Origin of the sequence: Stutzerimonas stutzeri (genome assembly GCF_024448715.1) — a bacterium.
Classification (GTDB): Bacteria; Pseudomonadota; Gammaproteobacteria; order Pseudomonadales; family Pseudomonadaceae; genus Stutzerimonas; species Stutzerimonas stutzeri_AR.
In genome coordinates, this window is the sequence record NZ_JAMOHZ010000002.1 from 349,636 (window position 1) to 366,811 (window position 17,176).

Consider the following 17,176-nt stretch of genomic DNA (forward strand, 5'->3'; position numbering starts at 1 on the left):
GAGCGGTCTCTGTTACGTCATCCTAGCGCGCCGTTTCTTCAGGCGCAGCCCTTTGCAGACCACTCGCACAGGGAAAAATCACCCAGCGACTCGTTTACGAACTTCATGGCCCGCTCGCACTCGAATCCGCACCGTAATAACCACAAGAGCCACGAAACCCTTGATGCCTTTTCACAAAGCTCTCGCATTGGTGATGTTCAGCCTGCTACTTGGCGCATGCCAACACTTCGGCGGCGAGCCGCCTGTCGAGGTCCGGCAGATTCTCAGCGAGCAACGCCCCGCCGGTTGTCCGAAACAGGACGATAACTGCCCGCTGGTGAACATCGATACCCGACTGTTTGCCGATGAGCCGGCATTGAACGCTCTGATCGACAAGCGGCTGCGCGAGATGACCGTCAACAGCCCGGACGCCCGAATTCCAGCAACATTGGAAAGCTACCAAGAAGACTTTCTAGGTGACGCGCAGAGCGGCTGGAGCAGTTATTTGCAGGCCAAGCTGCGTGACCAGCATGGATCGCTGCTGGTGGTCGAGTTATCGAGCTATCTATACACCGGCGGGGCCCACGGCATGCCAGGCCGCGGTTTCATCAACTATGACCGAAAGCATGATCGTGAGCTGAAACTCGCCGATGTGCTACTTCCGGGTAAGGAAGGCAGCTTCTGGCGTGTTGCTGCAGAAGCGCACCAGCGCTGGTTGCTGGCGAACCAGCACGACGCCGCATTCAGCCGGCAATGGCCGTTCCAACAGACCGCCAACGTCGCCCTGCTGCGAGACAAGGTGCTACTCAAATACGACGTATACAGCATCGCGCCGTATTCGAGCGGCCATCCGGAGCTGGAAATCCCCTACGCCGAACTCAGTGCGATTCTGAGACCGGAATACTTGCCGTAACGCGACCGAAACGGCTCAGCACCAGCAGCAGTCCGCCGGACAGGAACAGCGCCGGCAGGCTGGCACCGATTTCCGGCCAGGCGTTAGCGAGCACGTGATAAGTGACCGCTCCGCAGCCCCAGGCCAACAGGGTTTCCCAACGTAACGCGCCAGCTGGGGCGGCCAAGCGGCCTCGACGCCGAAGAATGAAATGATCGACCAGTACGACGCCGAATAACGGCGCGAACACCGAGCCGATCAACAGCAGGAAGTTTTGGTACTCGGCGAGTGGCGCGAACCAGGCAATAAGCGTACAGACCGCGCCGATCGCCAGCGCGAGCCGTTCGACCTTGAACGGCAGCAGGACGCCGACCGAAACCGCTGCCGAATGGATATCGGCGAAGGCGTTTTCAGACTCGTCGAGCAGTATCAACAGCAGAGGGATACCCAGTCCCGCGCCCGCCAACGCCAATAGCAAAGCGTTGACCTCACCACCCTCAGCGAACGCCAGGGTATATGCCACGCCTAGGCTCATCAGCCAAAAGTTACCGACGAAGAACCCCAGCGCGGTGCCGCCGAAAACGCGTACGGCAGCCCGGCCAAAGCGGGAGTAGTCAGCTATCAGCGGCAACCAGGACAGCGGCATGGCAATGGCGATATCGAATCCCAAGGCAAAGGGCAGCGAACCGTCGCCCTGACGCGCCCAGAGCGCGGCCAAATCGGCCTTGTCGAACAGATTCCAAGTCAGCCAGGCACAGGCGCCGAGCAGCAACCAGATGCCCCATTTGCGCAAGATACGGCGCACGAAGGTTAGCGGACCGGTAACCGCCAGCAGCGTGGCGAGGCTACCGAAGAACAACGTCCACAACGCAGGACTGTTCAGCAGGCTGTCCTCACCGAATGCGCGAGTCGCCAGTAGGCTGGCCGCATCGCGCATGACGATGATCTCGAACGCACCCCACCCGATCAGCTGAACCAGATTCAGCAGTGCTGGCAGCACTGCACCGCGGCTGCCCAGCGAGAGCTTCAGCGCAGCCATCGATGACAGGCCGGTATCGGTGCCGATCACCGCAACCGCCCCCAACAGCAACACGCCGACTGCGGTTCCGCAAGCGATTGCCAGCAACGCGCCACTCATGCCCAGACCCGGCGCCAGCAAGGCACCGAGCTGCAGCACCATCAGGCCGATGCCCAGAGAGAACCACAAAGAAAACATGTCTCGACCGCCGAAGACGCGGTGTTCGAGGGCGACGCTTTGATGGGGCGAATAACGGCCAGGCGTGTTCACGGGTGGGATTCTCAAAAAATCGTTGGGTGGCCCGGCGGGTAGTTCACCCAGCCAGGCAAGCGATAAAAATCATTGCCGCGTAGGAGCGAGCTTGCTCGCAAAGCCTGATTGCGCGGAGCCTTCAAGCTGTTCGCGAGCAAGCTCGTTCCTACGGCATGCAGGTTGGAGGCAGTTCGCAAGGCACGCACAGCGCACCCTGCGCTTCCGTCCGAACTCCAACCTTCAGCGCGTTGTTACGTCCATTAAACCTGCTTGTAGATCACCGACCCTTCGTCCTTGAAGCGCGATGACTGCTCTGCAAAGCCAGCCTCAATCGCCTTCTGCTCGTCGGTTAGGCCGTTCTGCGCAGCGTACTCACGGACTTCCTGAGTGATCTTCATCGAGCAGAATTTCGGTCCGCACATGGAGCAGAAATGCGCGACCTTGGCCGAGTCCTTCGGCAGGGTTTCGTCGTGGTAGCTGCGCGCGGTGTCCGGATCCAAGCCCAGGTTGAACTGGTCTTCCCAGCGGAACTCGAAGCGCGCCTTGGACAAGGCGTTGTCGCGGATCTGCGCGCCCGGATGGCCCTTGGCGAGGTCGGCCGCGTGAGCGGCGATCTTGTAGGTGATGATTCCGGTCTTGACGTCGTCCTTGTTCGGCAGGCCGAGGTGTTCCTTGGGCGTGACGTAGCAAAGCATGGCGCAACCGAACCAGCCGATCATCGCCGCGCCGATGCCGCTGGTGATGTGATCGTAGCCGGGCGCGATGTCGGTGGTCAGCGGGCCAAGGGTGTAGAACGGCGCCTCGTCGCAGCACTCCAGCTGCTTGTCCATGTTTTCCTTGATCAGCTGCATCGGCACGTGACCGGGGCCTTCGATCATGCATTGCACGTCGTGCTTCCAGGCGATCTTGGTCAGCTCGCCGAGGGTTTCCAGCTCACCGAACTGTGCAGCGTCGTTGGCATCGGCGATCGAGCCCGGACGCAGGCCGTCGCCCAGCGAGAAGCTGACGTCGTAGGCCTTCATGATTTCGCAGATTTCATCGAAGTGGGTGTAAAGGAAGTTCTCCTTGTGATGCGCCAGACACCACTTGGCCATGATCGAGCCGCCGCGGCTGACGATGCCGGTGACGCGCTTGGCAGTCAGCGGCACGTAACGCAGCAACACGCCAGCATGGATGGTGAAGTAGTCCACGCCCTGCTCGGCCTGCTCGATCAGAGTGTCGCGGAACAGCTCCCAGGTCAGGTCTTCGGCCACTCCATTGACCTTCTCCAACGCCTGGTAGATCGGCACTGTGCCGATCGGCACCGGCGAGTTGCGGATGATCCACTCGCGGGTTTCGTGGATGTGCTTGCCGGTGGACAGGTCCATTACCGTGTCCGAGCCCCAGCGAATGCCCCAGGTCAGCTTGGCGACCTCTTCCTCGATGGAGGAACCCAGCGCCGAGTTGCCGATGTTGCCGTTGATCTTCACCAGGAAGTTGCGGCCGATGATCATCGGCTCCAGCTCGGTGTGGTTGATGTTAGCGGGAATGATGGCGCGACCGCGGGCGACTTCGTCGCGGACGAATTCGGCGGTGATTTCCTTTGGAATCGAGGCGCCGAAACTCTGCCCTGCATGCTGTTCAGTGAGCAGGCCGGCGGCGCGTGCCTCCTGCAATTTCATGTTTTCGCGGATGGCGATGTATTCCATCTCGGGCGTGATGATGCCCTGACGCGCGTAATGCATCTGACTGACGTTCTTGCCCGGCTTGGCGCGGCGCGGGTTGCGCACGTGGGCGAAGCGCATCTTGGTTAGCTCGGCATCGGCCAGGCGCTGCTGACCGAATTGCGAGGTCAGCCCATCGAGCATTTCGGTGTCGCCGCGGTCGTCGATCCAGGCCGAACGCACATCGTTCAGGCCCTTGCGTACATCGATGGTCACGGTCGGGTCCGTGTAGGGACCGGAGGTGTCATAAACCAGCACCGGCGCGTTGATCTCACCACCAAAATCGGTAGGGGTGACATCAAGACTGATTTCACGCATCGGCACGCGAATGTCCGGGCGCGAGCCCTGCACATAAATTTTCTGGGAACGCGGAAAAGGCTGGATCGACTGCTGGTCGACCTGGGCCGATTCACTCAGGTTTTGTTGTTCTACACGCATCAGACTGGCTCCTCGATAGTTGTCGGAGCGAACCTGAAAAACACGGCGGGTGAAGGGCATCGGGTGCGCCGGAACTGGCGCCGAGAGAGCTTGCCGGAGGACTGGCGAGCACATCTTGTTCCCTACGCAGGCCTTAACCTGATCAGGTTCAACGGGATCCGGAACTTTCCGATCTCAGCCTTCGCTTCAAGGCACCCCGACAAGAACGGGAGCGAGTCTAATCAAGAGTTCGAGGGAAAGCCACGTCGACCTAGAGTGACGCGACCGCCGGGTCACATTTGATACGTCTCGCCCCGTCTGTTCGAACGCCTGCGTCAAGCACCTCGACAGCGCCGCCAAGCCGCTTGACCGGTCGCATGGCGGCGCATAGCCTTGCCCATCACTTCGCTTCAGGGAAAGACGCACATGCTGCGCAGACTCACGTTGGCACTCGCCGTAACAGCCGCCTCCTCCGGGTTGAGCTGGGCCGAGACAACCCCTCCGCTTTCGGCCCGTACCGATCTGGTCAGCGTCTACCGGCAGGCGGTTGAGAACAACGCCGATCTCGCCGCGGCACGTGCGCAGTTCAAGGCGATACAGGAAGTCGTGCCGCAGGCGCGGGCCGGCCTGCTACCGAACCTCAGTGGCGGCGCGGAACTGAGCAACACCCGCACCGATGTCGACACCAATGCCGGCTCGCGCTCGCTGTCGCGCAGCGGCACCGTCTATCAAGCGACCCTGAGCCAGCCGATCTTCCGCGCCGAGCGCTGGTTCCAGTTGCAGGCGGCCGAAGCCATCAGCGAACAGGCGGCACTGGAATACTCGATCGCCGAGCAGGACCTGATTCGCCTGAGCGCTCAAGCTTATTTCGCCGTGCTACGCGCGCAGGATAACCTCGCCGCCGCCAAGGCCGAGCAATCGGCCTTCCAGCGCCAACTCGATCAGGCTGATGAGCGCTTCGAAGTGGGCCTATCGGACCGCACCGACGTGCTCGAGGCGCAGGCCGGATTCGACACCGCGCGCGCCAATCGCCTGCTTGCCCAACGCCAGGTAGACGATGCTTTCCAAGCGCTATTCACCTTGACCAACCGCGAATACCTGGCACTGGAAGGCATCGAGCACAGCCTGCCGGTGCTGCCACCGGCCCCCAACGACGCCAGCGCCTGGGTCAATACTGCCACCCAGCAGAACCTCGACCTGTTGGCCAGCAACCAGGCAGTGAACGCCGCCGAGGAAACCCTCCGCCAGCGCCGCGCCGGCCATGCGCCGACGCTCGATGCCGTGGCGCGCTACAGCAAGGGCGACAATGACAGCCTGGGCTTTACCAACACGGGCAGCGAAGCCGTTACCGGCATCCCCCGCTACACCGGTGACGTCGAGCAGCGCAGCATTGGACTGCAATTGAATATCCCGTTGTATAGCGGCGGGCTGACGAGCTCGCAGGGTCGTGAAGCCTTTTACCAGCTGACACAGACCGAACAGCAGCGCGAAAGCCTGCGCCGTCAGGTGGTCGAGTCCACCCGCAACCTGCACCGTGCGGTGAACACCGACGTGGAGCAGGTCCAGGCACGGCGGCAGTCAATCGTCTCCAGCCAGAGCGCGCTGGAAGCCACCGACATCGGCTATCAGGTGGGGACGCGCAATATCGTCGATGTGCTCGACGCCCAGCGCCGTCTGTTCGCGGCAGTACGCGACTACAACAACGCCCGCTACGACTACATTCTCGACAACCTGCGCCTGAAACAGGCCGCAGGCACGCTCAACCCGGGCGATCTGGAGAACCTGCAGCGCTACCTCAAGTCGGATTACGACCCAGACAGCGATTTCCTCCCACCGGACCTGTCGGAAAATTTCGGCCAGCCGGTGCGCGTCGAGTAGAAGGAAGTCCAGGCGGCATGGCTCGATGAAAGCCGTCAGGTCGTGGAACTCCCCCGGCTGTCAGGAAATCAAGCTGGGGCTTTAGTAGCAGAACGTGTCAGCGGCGGACTTGACCCGCCCAAACTCTCGCAGCTAATCCAACAATCGCCCCAGCCCCGCCAGCAGCCGCTCCAGCGCGCCCTGATTATTTTTCAACACGCCGTACCCCGCAACCCGCGCCCGCTCGGCTCGCTCCGGATCGCACCAGAGCGCTGTGATCTCAGCCGCCAGTTCGGGGGCGCTGGTGATTTCGCCAAGCGCACCGGCTTCTCGCAGTTGTGCGGCGATGTCGAGAAAGTTGAACAGGTGCGGCCCCGTCAATACCGGCTTGCCCAAGGCGGCAGGCTCGAGCAGGTTGTGCCCGCCGGTCGGGACCAGGCTGCCGCCGACAAAGGCGACATCCGCCAGCGCGAACAGAAACAGCAGCTCGCCCATGGTGTCGCCGAGCAGCATTTGAGTTCCGGCCTGAGGCGCCTCATCGAATGAGCGACGAACCGTAGTGAAGCCCTGTTTACGGCATAGCTCAAACACCGAGCCAAATCGCTCAGGATGGCGCGGCACCAGGATCAGTAGGGCGTCGGGGTGTTCGACGAGCAATTGTCGATGCGCAGCCAACAAAATTTCGTCTTCACCAGTGTGGGTGCTGGCGCTGATCCATATTGGCCGCGTTGCCGCACCCCAGCGCTGGCGGAGCTGCGCGGCCCGCTCGGGTAGCGTCGGGTCGACGCTGAGGTCGAACTTGATCGAGCCGGTCACCGTTACGCAGTCTTCACGCGCGCCCAGCTGCCGAAAGCGCGTAGCCTCGGCGTCGGTCTGCGCAGCAATCAAACTGAGCTCCGCGAGCATCGGCGCGGTCAGCCAAGCGAATCGCGCATAGCCCCGTGCCGAGCGCTCGGACAATCGCGCATTGGCCAGCGCCACGGGAATGCCGCGGCGCGCGCACTGATGAATATGGTTGGGCCATAGCTCGGTTTCCATCACCACGGCGAGTTTAGGCTGTAGCCGCTGCAGGAAACGAGACGCCGCCCAAGGCAGGTCATACGGCAGATAGCAGTGCTGCACCGAGTCGCCAAATAGCGCCTTGATCCGCTCCGAACCGGTCGGCGTCATGCAGGTGACGGTGATCGGCAGCTGCGGATAACGCACCTTCAGCTCGCGAATCATCGGCGCTGCGGCAATGCTCTCCCCCACCGACACGGCGTGAACCCAGATACCGCCCGGCTCGAATATTGGAAATCCGACGGCAAAACGTTCACCAACCCGCTTCGAATAGGCAGGAGCTCGGCGGGAGCGCCAAAGCAGCCGCACCAGAACGAGGGGCAAGGCGAGATGGAACAGCAAGGTATAGAGGGTGCGATTCATGGAGGGGAGTTTACGCGAAACTCGGCGGAGGCTGGACGAGCGCCGTGCCCGCTCGTGATCGTTGGCGCTCGGGCAATGATGGTGGGCTGAAGCCCACCCTACCCGTCGACACTGGATTGCTACTGCAGGGTGGGCTTCAGCCCACCAGAAGCATCTACCCAGACGGCATTCCAGTTACGCGCTCCGCTTGTACTTGGCGCTTATGGCTCCCTCCGTACGGTTATACTCCCGGCCCGTATTCACAGCTTTACAGGCGAGATATGCCCATGTCCGAATCCCTCAGCACCGATGTCCTGATCGTAGGCGGTGGCGTCGCCGGCCTTTGGCTGAATGCGCGCCTGCGCCGGCTAGGCTATTCAACGCTGCTGATTGACAAGGGCGTACTCGGCGGCGGACAGAGTGTGAAATCGCAGGGGATCATTCATGGCGGGACAAAGTACGCCTTGAGCGGCGCGCTGACTGGCGCCTCCGAGGCCATCGCCGACATGCCACGGCGCTGGCGTGAAGCGCTGGCCGGCAGCGGCGAGTTGGATCTAACCGGCGTGCGGTTGCTATCTGATGCGCATTATCTATGGTCGCCCGGCACCCTGACTGGCAACCTCACCAGCTTTTTCGCCAGTAAGGCGGTGCGCTCGCGGGTTGGCCAGGTCAAGGGCAGCGAGTTGCCGCCCGCGTTGCAGGACCCGCATTTCAAGGGCAAGGTCTATCGGCTCAGTGAATTGGTGCTGGACGTGCCCAGTCTGATTCATCGTTTGGTGGAACTTGCTGATACCGGCCTATTGGCAGCCGACAAAATCGAGCCACTGCAAGAAAGCGGTGAGTTGGTGGGGCTGATTGTCGACGGCCGCGCCGTGCGAGCGCAGCGCATTATTTTTACCGCAGGCGCTGGCAATGCCGAATTGCTGAGCGGGCTCGGCCTCGCGCAGCCGGCGATGCAGAAGCGCCCGCTGCATATGGTGATCGTCAAGGCCGCCACGCTGAAGCCACTGTATGCACATTGCCTGGGCGGAGGCTCGAAGCCGCGGATCACCGTCACCAGCCATCCGGCAGCCGACGGCGAATGGATTTGGTACTTGGGTGGCGACCTGGCCGAGGCCAGCGGCGTTGCGCGCGACGAAGCGGCGCAGATCGCCGCGGCGAAGAAAGAGCTTGGCGAACTCGTACCCTGGATCGACCTGTCCGACGCGCAATGGGCCACGCTGCGTATCGATCGAGCCGAGCCGGCCCAGTCAGCGCAGGCACGGCCAGACAATGCCTTTCTAGCCGAGCAGAGTCGACTGCTGGTCGGCTGGCCGACCAAGCTAGCGCTGTCGCCGGATTTCGCTGACCGCGTCGAAAACGCACTGACTCGAGACGGCATCCGTCCGCAGCAGCAGCCGCCTCTTCCAGAGCTGCCACGTCCCGCCGTAACTGGCCCTTTCTGGGAAGGGCTACTGCCATGACGGCCACACTGCATGACCTGCACCGCCCGCTCGGCAGCACCGGCTTGATGGTTTCACCGCTGGGTCTTGGTACCGTCAAGTTGGGGCGCGACCAAGGTGTGAAATACCCCAACGGCTTCAGCATCCCCGATGACGCGCAAGCACGTCAGTTGCTTGGGCTGGCGCAAGACCTGGGCATCAATCTGATCGACACTGCGCCAGCTTACGGTGTCAGCGAGCAGCGACTGGGGCCTCTCTTGCACGGCCAGCGCGACCATTGGGTGATCGTCAGCAAGGTCGGCGAAGAGTTCATCGACGGCCAGTCGCACTTCGATTTTTCGCCTATGCATACCCGCCTCTCAGTCGAGCGCAGCCTCAAGCGACTGCAGACCGACCGCATCGATCTGGTTCTGGTGCACTCGGACGGACATGACCTCGACATTCTCCAGCACAGCGGTGTTTACCAGACCCTCGCCGAGCTCAAGCGCGAAGGCAAGATTCTCGGCTATGGGCTATCCGGCAAGACGGTAGAGGGAGGCTTGCTCGCGCTCGAACAGGGTGATTGCGCGATGGTGACCTATAACCTCAACGAGCAAAGCGAAAGGCCGGTGCTCGACTATGCTCATACCCACAGCAAAGGCGTCCTGGTTAAAAAAGCCCTTGCTAGCGGCCATGCCTGCCTGAAAGCAGGCGAGGATCCGGTCAGGCTCAGCTTCGAACTACTCTTCGCGCATCCGGGCGTGGCCGCAGCCATTATTGGCACCATTAACCCGCAGCACTTGTCAGAAAACGTGCATACCGCTGCAGCCGTTTTATCCCAACAACAATAACGACGGCCCTACGGCCGACCCCGACGCAAGGAGGAGCCGAATGCCGCGCGTGCTGATCCGCAAGAACCCCACCGTATTCAAGACCCTGCCGGTACTCGTCGATGCCAGCCCGGAAGGGCTGCGTTACCAGAGCCTCGGCCGGCCGCTGAACTTCAGCGAAATGCTTGAGCGCCGCCGGCCAGCCGAAGTCGACGACCCGGCCCGCTTCAGCATCGAACTGGCAAACCTCGGCGTTTCGGTACGCCTGACTCTCTGCTGGCAGGGCCAGGAATACTGGGTGCTGGTGAGACAACAAAGGCTGGACCGCGGCGATGTTGTTCTCAAACTTATTTCCGGTTATGTGCCGGCGCACGAACTCAGCCTGCCGCTGCTCACCGCAATCCAGGAAGTAGCCGAAGAATGTCTTCTGGAAACACCGGAAGGCTGGCTCGCTGGGCGTTTCGGCGACATATGGCTACCCGCGCCCTACCAGGACAGCCTGCGCTATCGCGAGGCGGTGCATTTCAATCTGACCTCGTTGTCCGGATCGGCCAAGCCAGTGCAATGCGGCCAGATGACCCTGATGGAGCGGCCGCGGGCTTATGTACACCTGCCGACCGCATCGTTGCAGCTGGTCTACGACATGCGCCTGGAACTACCGAAAGAGACGCGGGAACTGAGCCTGTTCCACGTCGATGAACGCCTCGATGACGGTAAGCTGGTTGCGCAGTTGGATCGAAGTCGTCCCGACCTTTATTTGATTCCGCTACAGCAAGGACGACCAACGGCAGCGTTGCTGACCCTGCGTAAAGGCCAACCGGTGCCCGCTAGCACACGCGGCCTATGGTTGTCGGAGAGTTTTGCTGCCCAAGATGAATGGGTCGTCAGAGACGAACGGATACGCTGGCGGGACTGGATCGGTACGACTACCGTGGTTGCATCTCGGTAAACGTATACATGATGCGCCTGACCGTCCTGGGCCAGGCGCGGAGCCAAAATCAGCGACTACGGATTTTCTCGACTATCGCGGTGGTGGAACTGTTCTCAACTAATCCCAGCACCTTGACGACGCCGCCATATGCGGTGACTAGGTCGGCGCCAACTACCTGATCGACGCCGTAGTCGCCACCTTTGACGAGTACATCCGGTTTGACCTGCGCCAGCAGGTTTTCCGGTGTATTTTCGGCAAAGCAGACAACCCAATCCACCGCGCCGAGGCCCGCCAGCACAGCCATGCGCCGATCCACAGAGTTGATCGGCCGGCCCGGCCCCTTCAAACGGCTCACCGATCCATCATCATTGACCGCAACGATTAGACGATCACCCTGAGCACGAGCCTGCTCAAGATAGGTCACGTGACCGGCGTGCAGAATGTCGAAACATCCATTGGTAAAGACGATCCTCTCGCCATCGGCGCGGGCGTCCTCAATGGCGGTAAGAAGCTGTTCGAGTGTCATCACGCCGCGCTCGGAACCCTCTTCGCGTTGCACTGCGCGGCGCAATTCAGGCGCGCTGATGCAGGCGGTGCCCAGCTTGCCAACTACGATGCCGGCGGCCAGATTGGCCAGAGCAACGGCCTGCGGCAGCTCCTCGCCTGCGGCGATGGCCGCCGCCAGGGTCGAAATCACGGTATCGCCAGCGCCGGTGACATCGAACACCTCGCGTGCGCGCGCCGGCAAATGCAACGGAGAATGCTCTGGACGTAGCAAGGTCATTCCGTGCTCGCCGCGCGTTACCAGCAGCGCCCCAAGCTCCAAGCTGTGCATCAGCTCGGCGCCCTTGGCGACCAGCTCGGCCTCGTCGGCGCAATGACCGACTATGGCTTCGAATTCGCCGAGATTCGGCGTGATCACCGAGGCGCCACGATAGATCTCGAAATCCTTGCCCTTGGGATCGGCCAGCACGGGAATGCCGCGTGCTTTTGCCGCCTGGATCAAGGCCTGATGATTGCGCAGCGCGCCCTTGCCGTAATCGGACAGAATCAATACTTTGACACCGCTCAGTAGCTGCTCGACGTCTTTCAGTAACGCCGCCGGATCGATATCGAAGGGCTCCTCGAAATCCATGCGCAGCAACTGCTGATGCCGGCTCATCACTCGTAGCTTGATGATCGTCGGCTGATGTTCGATCGACTGGAAATGCGCCTCGACACCGGCCGCCGACAGGCTATCGATCAAACTCTGCCGCGCCTCGTCGACACCGGTAACCCCGACCAACACCGCGGGTGCACCCAGCGCGGCGATGTTCAGAGCGACGTTAGCCGCACCGCCCGGCCTATCCTCCACCTGATCGACCCTGACCACCGGCACCGGCGCTTCCGGCGATATCCGAGAGGTGCCGCCATGCCAGTAACGATCGAGCATGACATCGCCAACCACCAGGATAGCGGCTTGGTCGAATCGGGGCATGGATAGCTTCATGTGGGCTCCGATGAAGAAGAAAAAGCGGCGGCGATATTAACATGTGGGGCCTGCAGCGTCAGGGCGGTCCGCCGCCCCTAGGTTCGGCAGAGAAAGGCACTTGACGAGCGCCTCAGGAATGCGCCCCGCCACTAATATCTTGGAACTGCGTGGCATGCAGCCTGGCGTAAGCACCGTTGGCTGCGAGCAGCTCGCCGTGCGTGCCGCGCTCAACGATGCGCCCTTGATCCATAACCAAAATCAGATCAGCTTTTTCAATAGTACTCAGGCGATGCGCGATAACAAGTGTAGTGCGCCCCGCCATCGCATGATCCAGCGCGCTTTGTATGTGACGCTCTGATTCGGTATCCAGCGCTGAGGTCGCCTCGTCCAGAATTAGCACCGGTGCATCTTTTAACAGCGCACGGGCAATCACCAGACGCTGGCGCTGACCGCCAGAAAGCAACACGCCATTCTCGCCGACTAGCGTATCGAAGCCCTGCGGCAACTGCTCAATAAATTCCTGCGCATAAGCCGCCTCAGCCGCATCAATAATGGCCTTACGCGGCGCACCGGCCAAATCACCGTAAGCAATATTGTTGGCCACTGTATCGTTGAAAAGCGTCACTTGCTGGGTTACTAGCGCAATATGTCGGCGCAAATTACGCAGTCGATACTTCTCGGTCGCTGTGCCATCAATTAGTATCTCGCCTTGATCCTGAAGGTAAAAGCGAGGGATTAAATTGACCAAGGTTGACTTGCCACTACCGGAACGGCCAACCAGAGCTACCATCTGCCCCGGCTCAACAGTAAAACTGATCTGCTGTAACACTGTCTTAGTCGTGCCTGGATACCGGAACGAGAGATTTTTCACCTCGACACGGCCACTCACCTGCTCACGTTCAATACTGCCAGTATCCTGTTCTGGCTCTTCATCTAGCTGATCAAAGATACTTTCAGCAGCCGCAATACCTTTTTGAATATTGGCACTAACTTCTGATAACTGGCGGATTGGTTTAGGCAGCAAACCGGCCGCAGTGATGTAAGAAACCAGATCACCAGCGGTGGCCTCGCCACGCAGAAACAACACCAGGAACATCACTCCAGCCATAGCGCCATAGGCCACCAGTTGTAACATAGGCGTGAATACCGCGCCGGTACGCACCATTTTCAGCCCACGCTGGCGGTTGCTCTCACTGGCTCGGTGGAAGCGCTCACTTTCATATGCCTCACCACCAAAACTGCGTACCACCCGATAACCGGTGATGGTTTCTGAAGTCACATGGGTTACATCTCCCATAGCCGTTTGAATCTTCTTACTCTGCTTGCGAAACTTCTTGCTGGTGCTATTAACCATCAGCCCAATCACCGGCAACACCGCCATCAGCACCATGGTCAATTTCCAGTTCATCCATAGCAGATAGGCAAACAAGAAGATTACCGTCATGCCTTCACGAAATACTACTTTGATTGCATCGGTAGCCGCACCGGTCACCATGGTCACGTTGAAAGTCACTCTGGATACCAGATGACCGGAGTTGTTATTATCAAAATAACGGTTGGGCAGGATCAGCAAATTATCAAACAAGGCGGTACGCAAATCATGAACCACACCCAGCGACACTTTGGCAATATAATAATTACCGAGAAAGGAGCCGACCCCCTGGTACATGGCAACCAGAATAATAAACAATGGAAAGCCCCAGATTAGCGGCACGCCGAAAAACAGTGCCGAACCACCCTGATTCAATCCGTCAACAAAAAACTTTAACATCCAGGCCAACGCCGGCTGACTAGAGGCGAATATTATAAAACCGGCAATACTGACCGCAAATGGCATCCAATAAGGTTTTACATAACCAAGCAGCCGCATATAAATACGTGTACTTGAGCGGGCAAAGCTTTCTTCCTGAGAGTCCGACATAAGCTCTTCACGAAATGGAATCAGGGCGAAAGTCTAACACAGCCCACCTGATCGCAGACAGGCATGTCCGCGACACATGAAACATCAGCACAGTTACGCTAAACTAGCGTTTTGCTTCAGGAATGTGGCGGTGCAAATACTCAGCAGGGAGGACTTCGCCGCCTGGCGTAACGATGCTCAGGTGCTCGAAAGGGACGGGCATGGCGATAAGGTCCTGCGCTTGGCGGATGGTACCTTTCTCAAGCTATTTCGACGCAAGAGCTGGCTTTCCAAGACTGCATTCTATTCTCCGGCCAGGCGCTTCGCCGACAACGCTGCTGCCTTGCAGCTTCTTGGCATCCCTTGCCCAAAAGTTATCCGGCTATACCGAATGAGCGCACCCTATCGCTCAGTAGTGCATTACCAGCCTCTGGCGGGTGAAACGCTGCGCCACTTGCTGCAAAAGGATGGCACCCTGGATCAGCAGAAACTGTTTATCCGCCTTGCTGAATTTATTACCCAACTGCACGCCTCCGGAGTGTATTTTCGGTCGTTGCATATGGGCAACATAGTACTGACCCCCAGCAACAATTTTGGGCTAATAGATATATCAGATATGCGCTGTCTCGGCCGGCCATTATCACGCCGCTTGCGCAACAGAAATTACCAGCACTTATTGCGCTACGACAGCGACTGGGCGCTCGCAAACCCGGAAGCTCGCCTGTTATTCACCGCCGACACCCGCCCCGCACTGTGAAAAGATCAGTACTAATGAATAAACCAAGAACCTTGTATATAGCTCTGACGCTCACCTGTCTTGTGTTCGCTTTTTTCTGGCTGCCAGTGCCGCGACTATTCGACATTGCCTGTATTTTACTAATCCTGCTGTTTTTACCTACCGTACTTTCACCAGCAAATAGCGACTTGCGAAAAGACCCATTGATCCGGCTGGGCATAGTGTTTTTTTTGTACCTGGTTTGCTCCATCATTTGGCACAGAATGACCCTTCCCGACTATTTCCCCAACACTACCAGCGACCGGCGCTTTCTCAGGGTGCTCTACTTTATCGCCATCGCCTATACCATCTCTCGCAGCCGCCTTTTAAACGCCTGGCGGCTCCTTGCCATAGCCTTCGGCGGCTTGCTGGCTTACCTGACCATCAGTTTTGATCAAGCCGAATGGATTCGAGCATGGGATGGCCAGCGGGTCGATTTCGGCATTCACAATGCCCAGCACACCGGGGTTGTTTTTGCCACATGCGCTCTAGCCTTCGGCTTGTTTACACCTCGTTTTCTTGCTTGGATAAAAGGCACTCCCCGGGCATTGGCATGCGCCAGCAGCCTGCTCTGGATTGCTGCCTTGCTGTTTTCCCTGTGGGGAGTGTTCGTTTCACAAACACGGGCGGTCTGGCTGGGCCTGAGCGTTGCGTTACTGTTGTTTCCCGGCATTTTGATCCTGGCGTATAGCCTCAGAGAAAAGCCTCGACTGTCGCTACGCAAATCCGTATTCACCAGCATCGCCGGTATACTTCTACTCGGCCTACTGGCCATAGGCCTCGACGCTCCCAACTTGGTTAGCGAGCGACTTTCCGCAGAGAAGGTTACATGGGAAAGCCTGCGATCAGCCGCCTCTCATGAGGATCGCAAACTATCAAGTATTGAAGTCAGGGTGGCATCCTGGGCAGCAGCGACAGACTGGATTATGGAAAGACCTTTTATGGGCTGGGGTGGGCGAGGCTCAAGACCACTAATACGTCAATCCGATCTTTTCAGCCACGACTTCAAGAAAAAGTTTAATCACCTACATAACTCATATCTGCAGGTATTGGTGGAGGTCGGCCTGATTGGTGCCGCATTCATTGTCGTATTAACAGCCTTACTTGGGCGCGCGTGCGTCAGAAGCTACCAACGTCACGCCATGCCACTGGACGTATTTCTTTTTGCTTGGGCCTTTTTCATATTCTGGTTAGTGGTAAACCTTTTTGAGTCCTACATCATTTATCCCAGCGGAACCTATCTGGTCGCTATCGTGACGGCTTTTTTCTATTCATTCTGCATCAACCACCCAGAGCGACTGAGCTAATGCGCTCTCTTTCTACCCTCGCTCGCCGATTTTCCTGGCAATATGCCAGATCGGCACGAAGGGACGCCAAATATACTTCCCACCTAGCCACTTGAAGCGAAACCATGGATACACAACCGTATTGCTCTGATTAAAGCCAGGACGCCAGGCAAAACATTTATGACGGCGACTAATGGTAAAAGTGGGTAATCCCATCAAAGAAGCCAAATGTCCGCCACCCGAGTCATTGCTGATCACAACCGACGCCATGGCGACATGATCAATTAGCTGCTTGATATCGGGAAAACTTTTAACGTCATAATCAGATAACGCCTCACGAATTTTTTCATGCTCGTTCGGCATACACACGAACTCAACACGCCAGCCTTTCCTTCGCAACGCATTTGCCAACCAACGGAAACCAACTAGCCAATAGTTCTTTTTCGGCTGAGGTGTGGTCGGAAAAATAAGCACCAGCCCACAATCACGACTCAGTGGTGGCCCGAACAAACCGGGCATCGGATAGGCGTCTATGGCAAACACTTCTTTAGCGTAGCTATCGACCCATTCAACCATGCTTCTTCCCGCATCGGAGTCAAGGCAAAACGCCCTGCTGGCACCGTAAAAATGCTCTGCTCCGATAACCACACCGCGCCCATCCAACCCGGAATCACGGGAGATTTTCTTGGCGGTGACAAAGGCGACATTGTCTAGCTCCGCATAGATCGGCGACCACTCTCTCTTGTAGTAATAGCTTTCAAAGCAAGCGATAACCAGCTCAAAGCGCTCCGCCAACCCAACTAGGTCATCATCATGCTCAGGTAGGATCATCAGCCAAGGGAAATACTCCCGGGCAGAATAAAAGGCATTGCTGTAGAGGGTCACCTGCGCGCCAGCACGGTAAAATAACCAACCTAAACGAAGGTAGATCGTGATATCACCCAAGGCAGGGAAAGGAATGATGGCTACCTTAAAACCGGTAAAATCGCCTGCAGACCTCTGCCTTACTTCGCTGGACTGACTAGTTCCATCTGCGTTCATGG

Annotated in this window: 13 protein-coding genes and 1 riboswitch; of the genes, 7 read left to right on the forward strand and 6 right to left on the reverse strand. The window is 58.8% G+C overall.

Features of this window, described 5'->3' with window-relative positions; all coding sequences use genetic code 11:
* The first annotated feature begins 163 nt into the window (after positions 1–163).
* Complete coding sequence (locus tag NAV33_RS05170; RefSeq protein WP_255977582.1) at positions 164–892, forward strand: RsiV family protein; 729 nt, start codon at positions 164–166, stop codon at positions 890–892.
* Here NAV33_RS05170 and cytX read toward each other — a convergent pair.
* On the reverse strand, positions 858–2,159 hold the full coding sequence (gene cytX / locus NAV33_RS05175; protein WP_255977584.1) for a putative hydroxymethylpyrimidine transporter CytX: 1,302 nt from the start codon (positions 2,157–2,159) through the stop codon (positions 858–860). The genes NAV33_RS05170 and cytX overlap by 35 nt on opposite strands.
* 242 nt (positions 2,160–2,401) lie before the next feature.
* On the reverse strand, positions 2,402–4,282 hold the full coding sequence (thiC, locus tag NAV33_RS05180) for a phosphomethylpyrimidine synthase ThiC (RefSeq protein WP_272887225.1): 1,881 nt from the start codon (positions 4,280–4,282) through the stop codon (positions 2,402–2,404).
* Between the two features lie 102 nt (positions 4,283–4,384).
* A riboswitch (TPP riboswitch) is annotated at positions 4,385–4,491 on the reverse strand.
* Between the two features lie 196 nt (positions 4,492–4,687).
* On the opposite strand from thiC, the gene NAV33_RS05185 reads away from it, so the two are divergent.
* Positions 4,688–6,139: a TolC family outer membrane protein gene (locus NAV33_RS05185; protein ID WP_255977586.1), complete on the forward strand. Its 1,452-nt coding sequence runs from the start codon at positions 4,688–4,690 to the stop codon at positions 6,137–6,139.
* A 132-nt stretch (positions 6,140–6,271) separates the two neighbouring features.
* Here the strand turns inward: NAV33_RS05185 and waaA are convergent, their stop codons facing one another.
* A complete protein-coding gene (gene waaA / locus NAV33_RS05190) occupies positions 6,272–7,540 on the reverse strand; it encodes a lipid IV(A) 3-deoxy-D-manno-octulosonic acid transferase (RefSeq protein ID WP_255977588.1) in 1,269 nt (422 codons plus the stop codon).
* A gap of 266 nt (positions 7,541–7,806) precedes the next feature.
* On the opposite strand from waaA, the gene NAV33_RS05195 reads away from it, so the two are divergent.
* From NAV33_RS05195 to NAV33_RS05205, 3 genes are read left to right on the forward strand one after another with little or no spacing between them, the layout of a single operon-like run.
* Entirely contained in the window at positions 7,807–8,982 is a 1,176-nt protein-coding gene (locus NAV33_RS05195; RefSeq protein WP_255977590.1) for an NAD(P)/FAD-dependent oxidoreductase, read from the forward strand.
* Complete coding sequence (locus NAV33_RS05200) at positions 8,979–9,791, forward strand: aldo/keto reductase (protein ID WP_255977592.1); 813 nt, start codon at positions 8,979–8,981, stop codon at positions 9,789–9,791. The genes NAV33_RS05195 and NAV33_RS05200 overlap by 4 nt, the downstream gene beginning before the upstream one ends.
* A 40-nt stretch (positions 9,792–9,831) precedes the next feature.
* On the forward strand, positions 9,832–10,719 hold the full coding sequence (locus NAV33_RS05205) for a metal ABC transporter ATPase (RefSeq protein WP_255977594.1): 888 nt from the start codon (positions 9,832–9,834) through the stop codon (positions 10,717–10,719).
* 49 nt (positions 10,720–10,768) lie between these two features.
* Here the strand turns inward: NAV33_RS05205 and hldE are convergent, their stop codons facing one another.
* Both hldE and msbA read right to left on the reverse strand, forming a co-directional pair.
* Positions 10,769–12,190, reverse strand: a complete 1,422-nt coding sequence (hldE, locus tag NAV33_RS05210; protein ID WP_255977596.1) for a bifunctional D-glycero-beta-D-manno-heptose-7-phosphate kinase/D-glycero-beta-D-manno-heptose 1-phosphate adenylyltransferase HldE — start codon at positions 12,188–12,190, stop codon at positions 10,769–10,771.
* 112 nt (positions 12,191–12,302) lie between these two features.
* Complete coding sequence (msbA, locus tag NAV33_RS05215; RefSeq protein ID WP_255977598.1) at positions 12,303–14,093, reverse strand: lipid A export permease/ATP-binding protein MsbA; 1,791 nt, start codon at positions 14,091–14,093, stop codon at positions 12,303–12,305.
* A 76-nt stretch (positions 14,094–14,169) separates the two neighbouring features.
* Between msbA and NAV33_RS05220 the strand changes: the two genes are divergently transcribed.
* The gene (locus NAV33_RS05220) at positions 14,170–14,829 is read left to right on the forward strand and encodes a lipopolysaccharide kinase InaA family protein (RefSeq protein WP_255977600.1); all 660 of its coding nucleotides are present in this window, start codon (positions 14,170–14,172) and stop codon (positions 14,827–14,829) included.
* Between the two features lie 14 nt (positions 14,830–14,843).
* Positions 14,844–16,154, forward strand: a complete 1,311-nt coding sequence (locus tag NAV33_RS05225; RefSeq protein WP_255977602.1) for an O-antigen ligase family protein — start codon at positions 14,844–14,846, stop codon at positions 16,152–16,154.
* 12 nt (positions 16,155–16,166) lie between these two features.
* On the opposite strand, the gene NAV33_RS05230 is transcribed toward NAV33_RS05225, so the two are convergent.
* Positions 16,167–17,174 (reverse strand): glycosyltransferase family 9 protein, encoded by a 1,008-nt coding sequence (locus tag NAV33_RS05230; protein WP_255977604.1) that lies wholly within the window; start codon positions 17,172–17,174, stop codon positions 16,167–16,169.
* Positions 17,175–17,176: the final 2 nt, after the last annotated feature.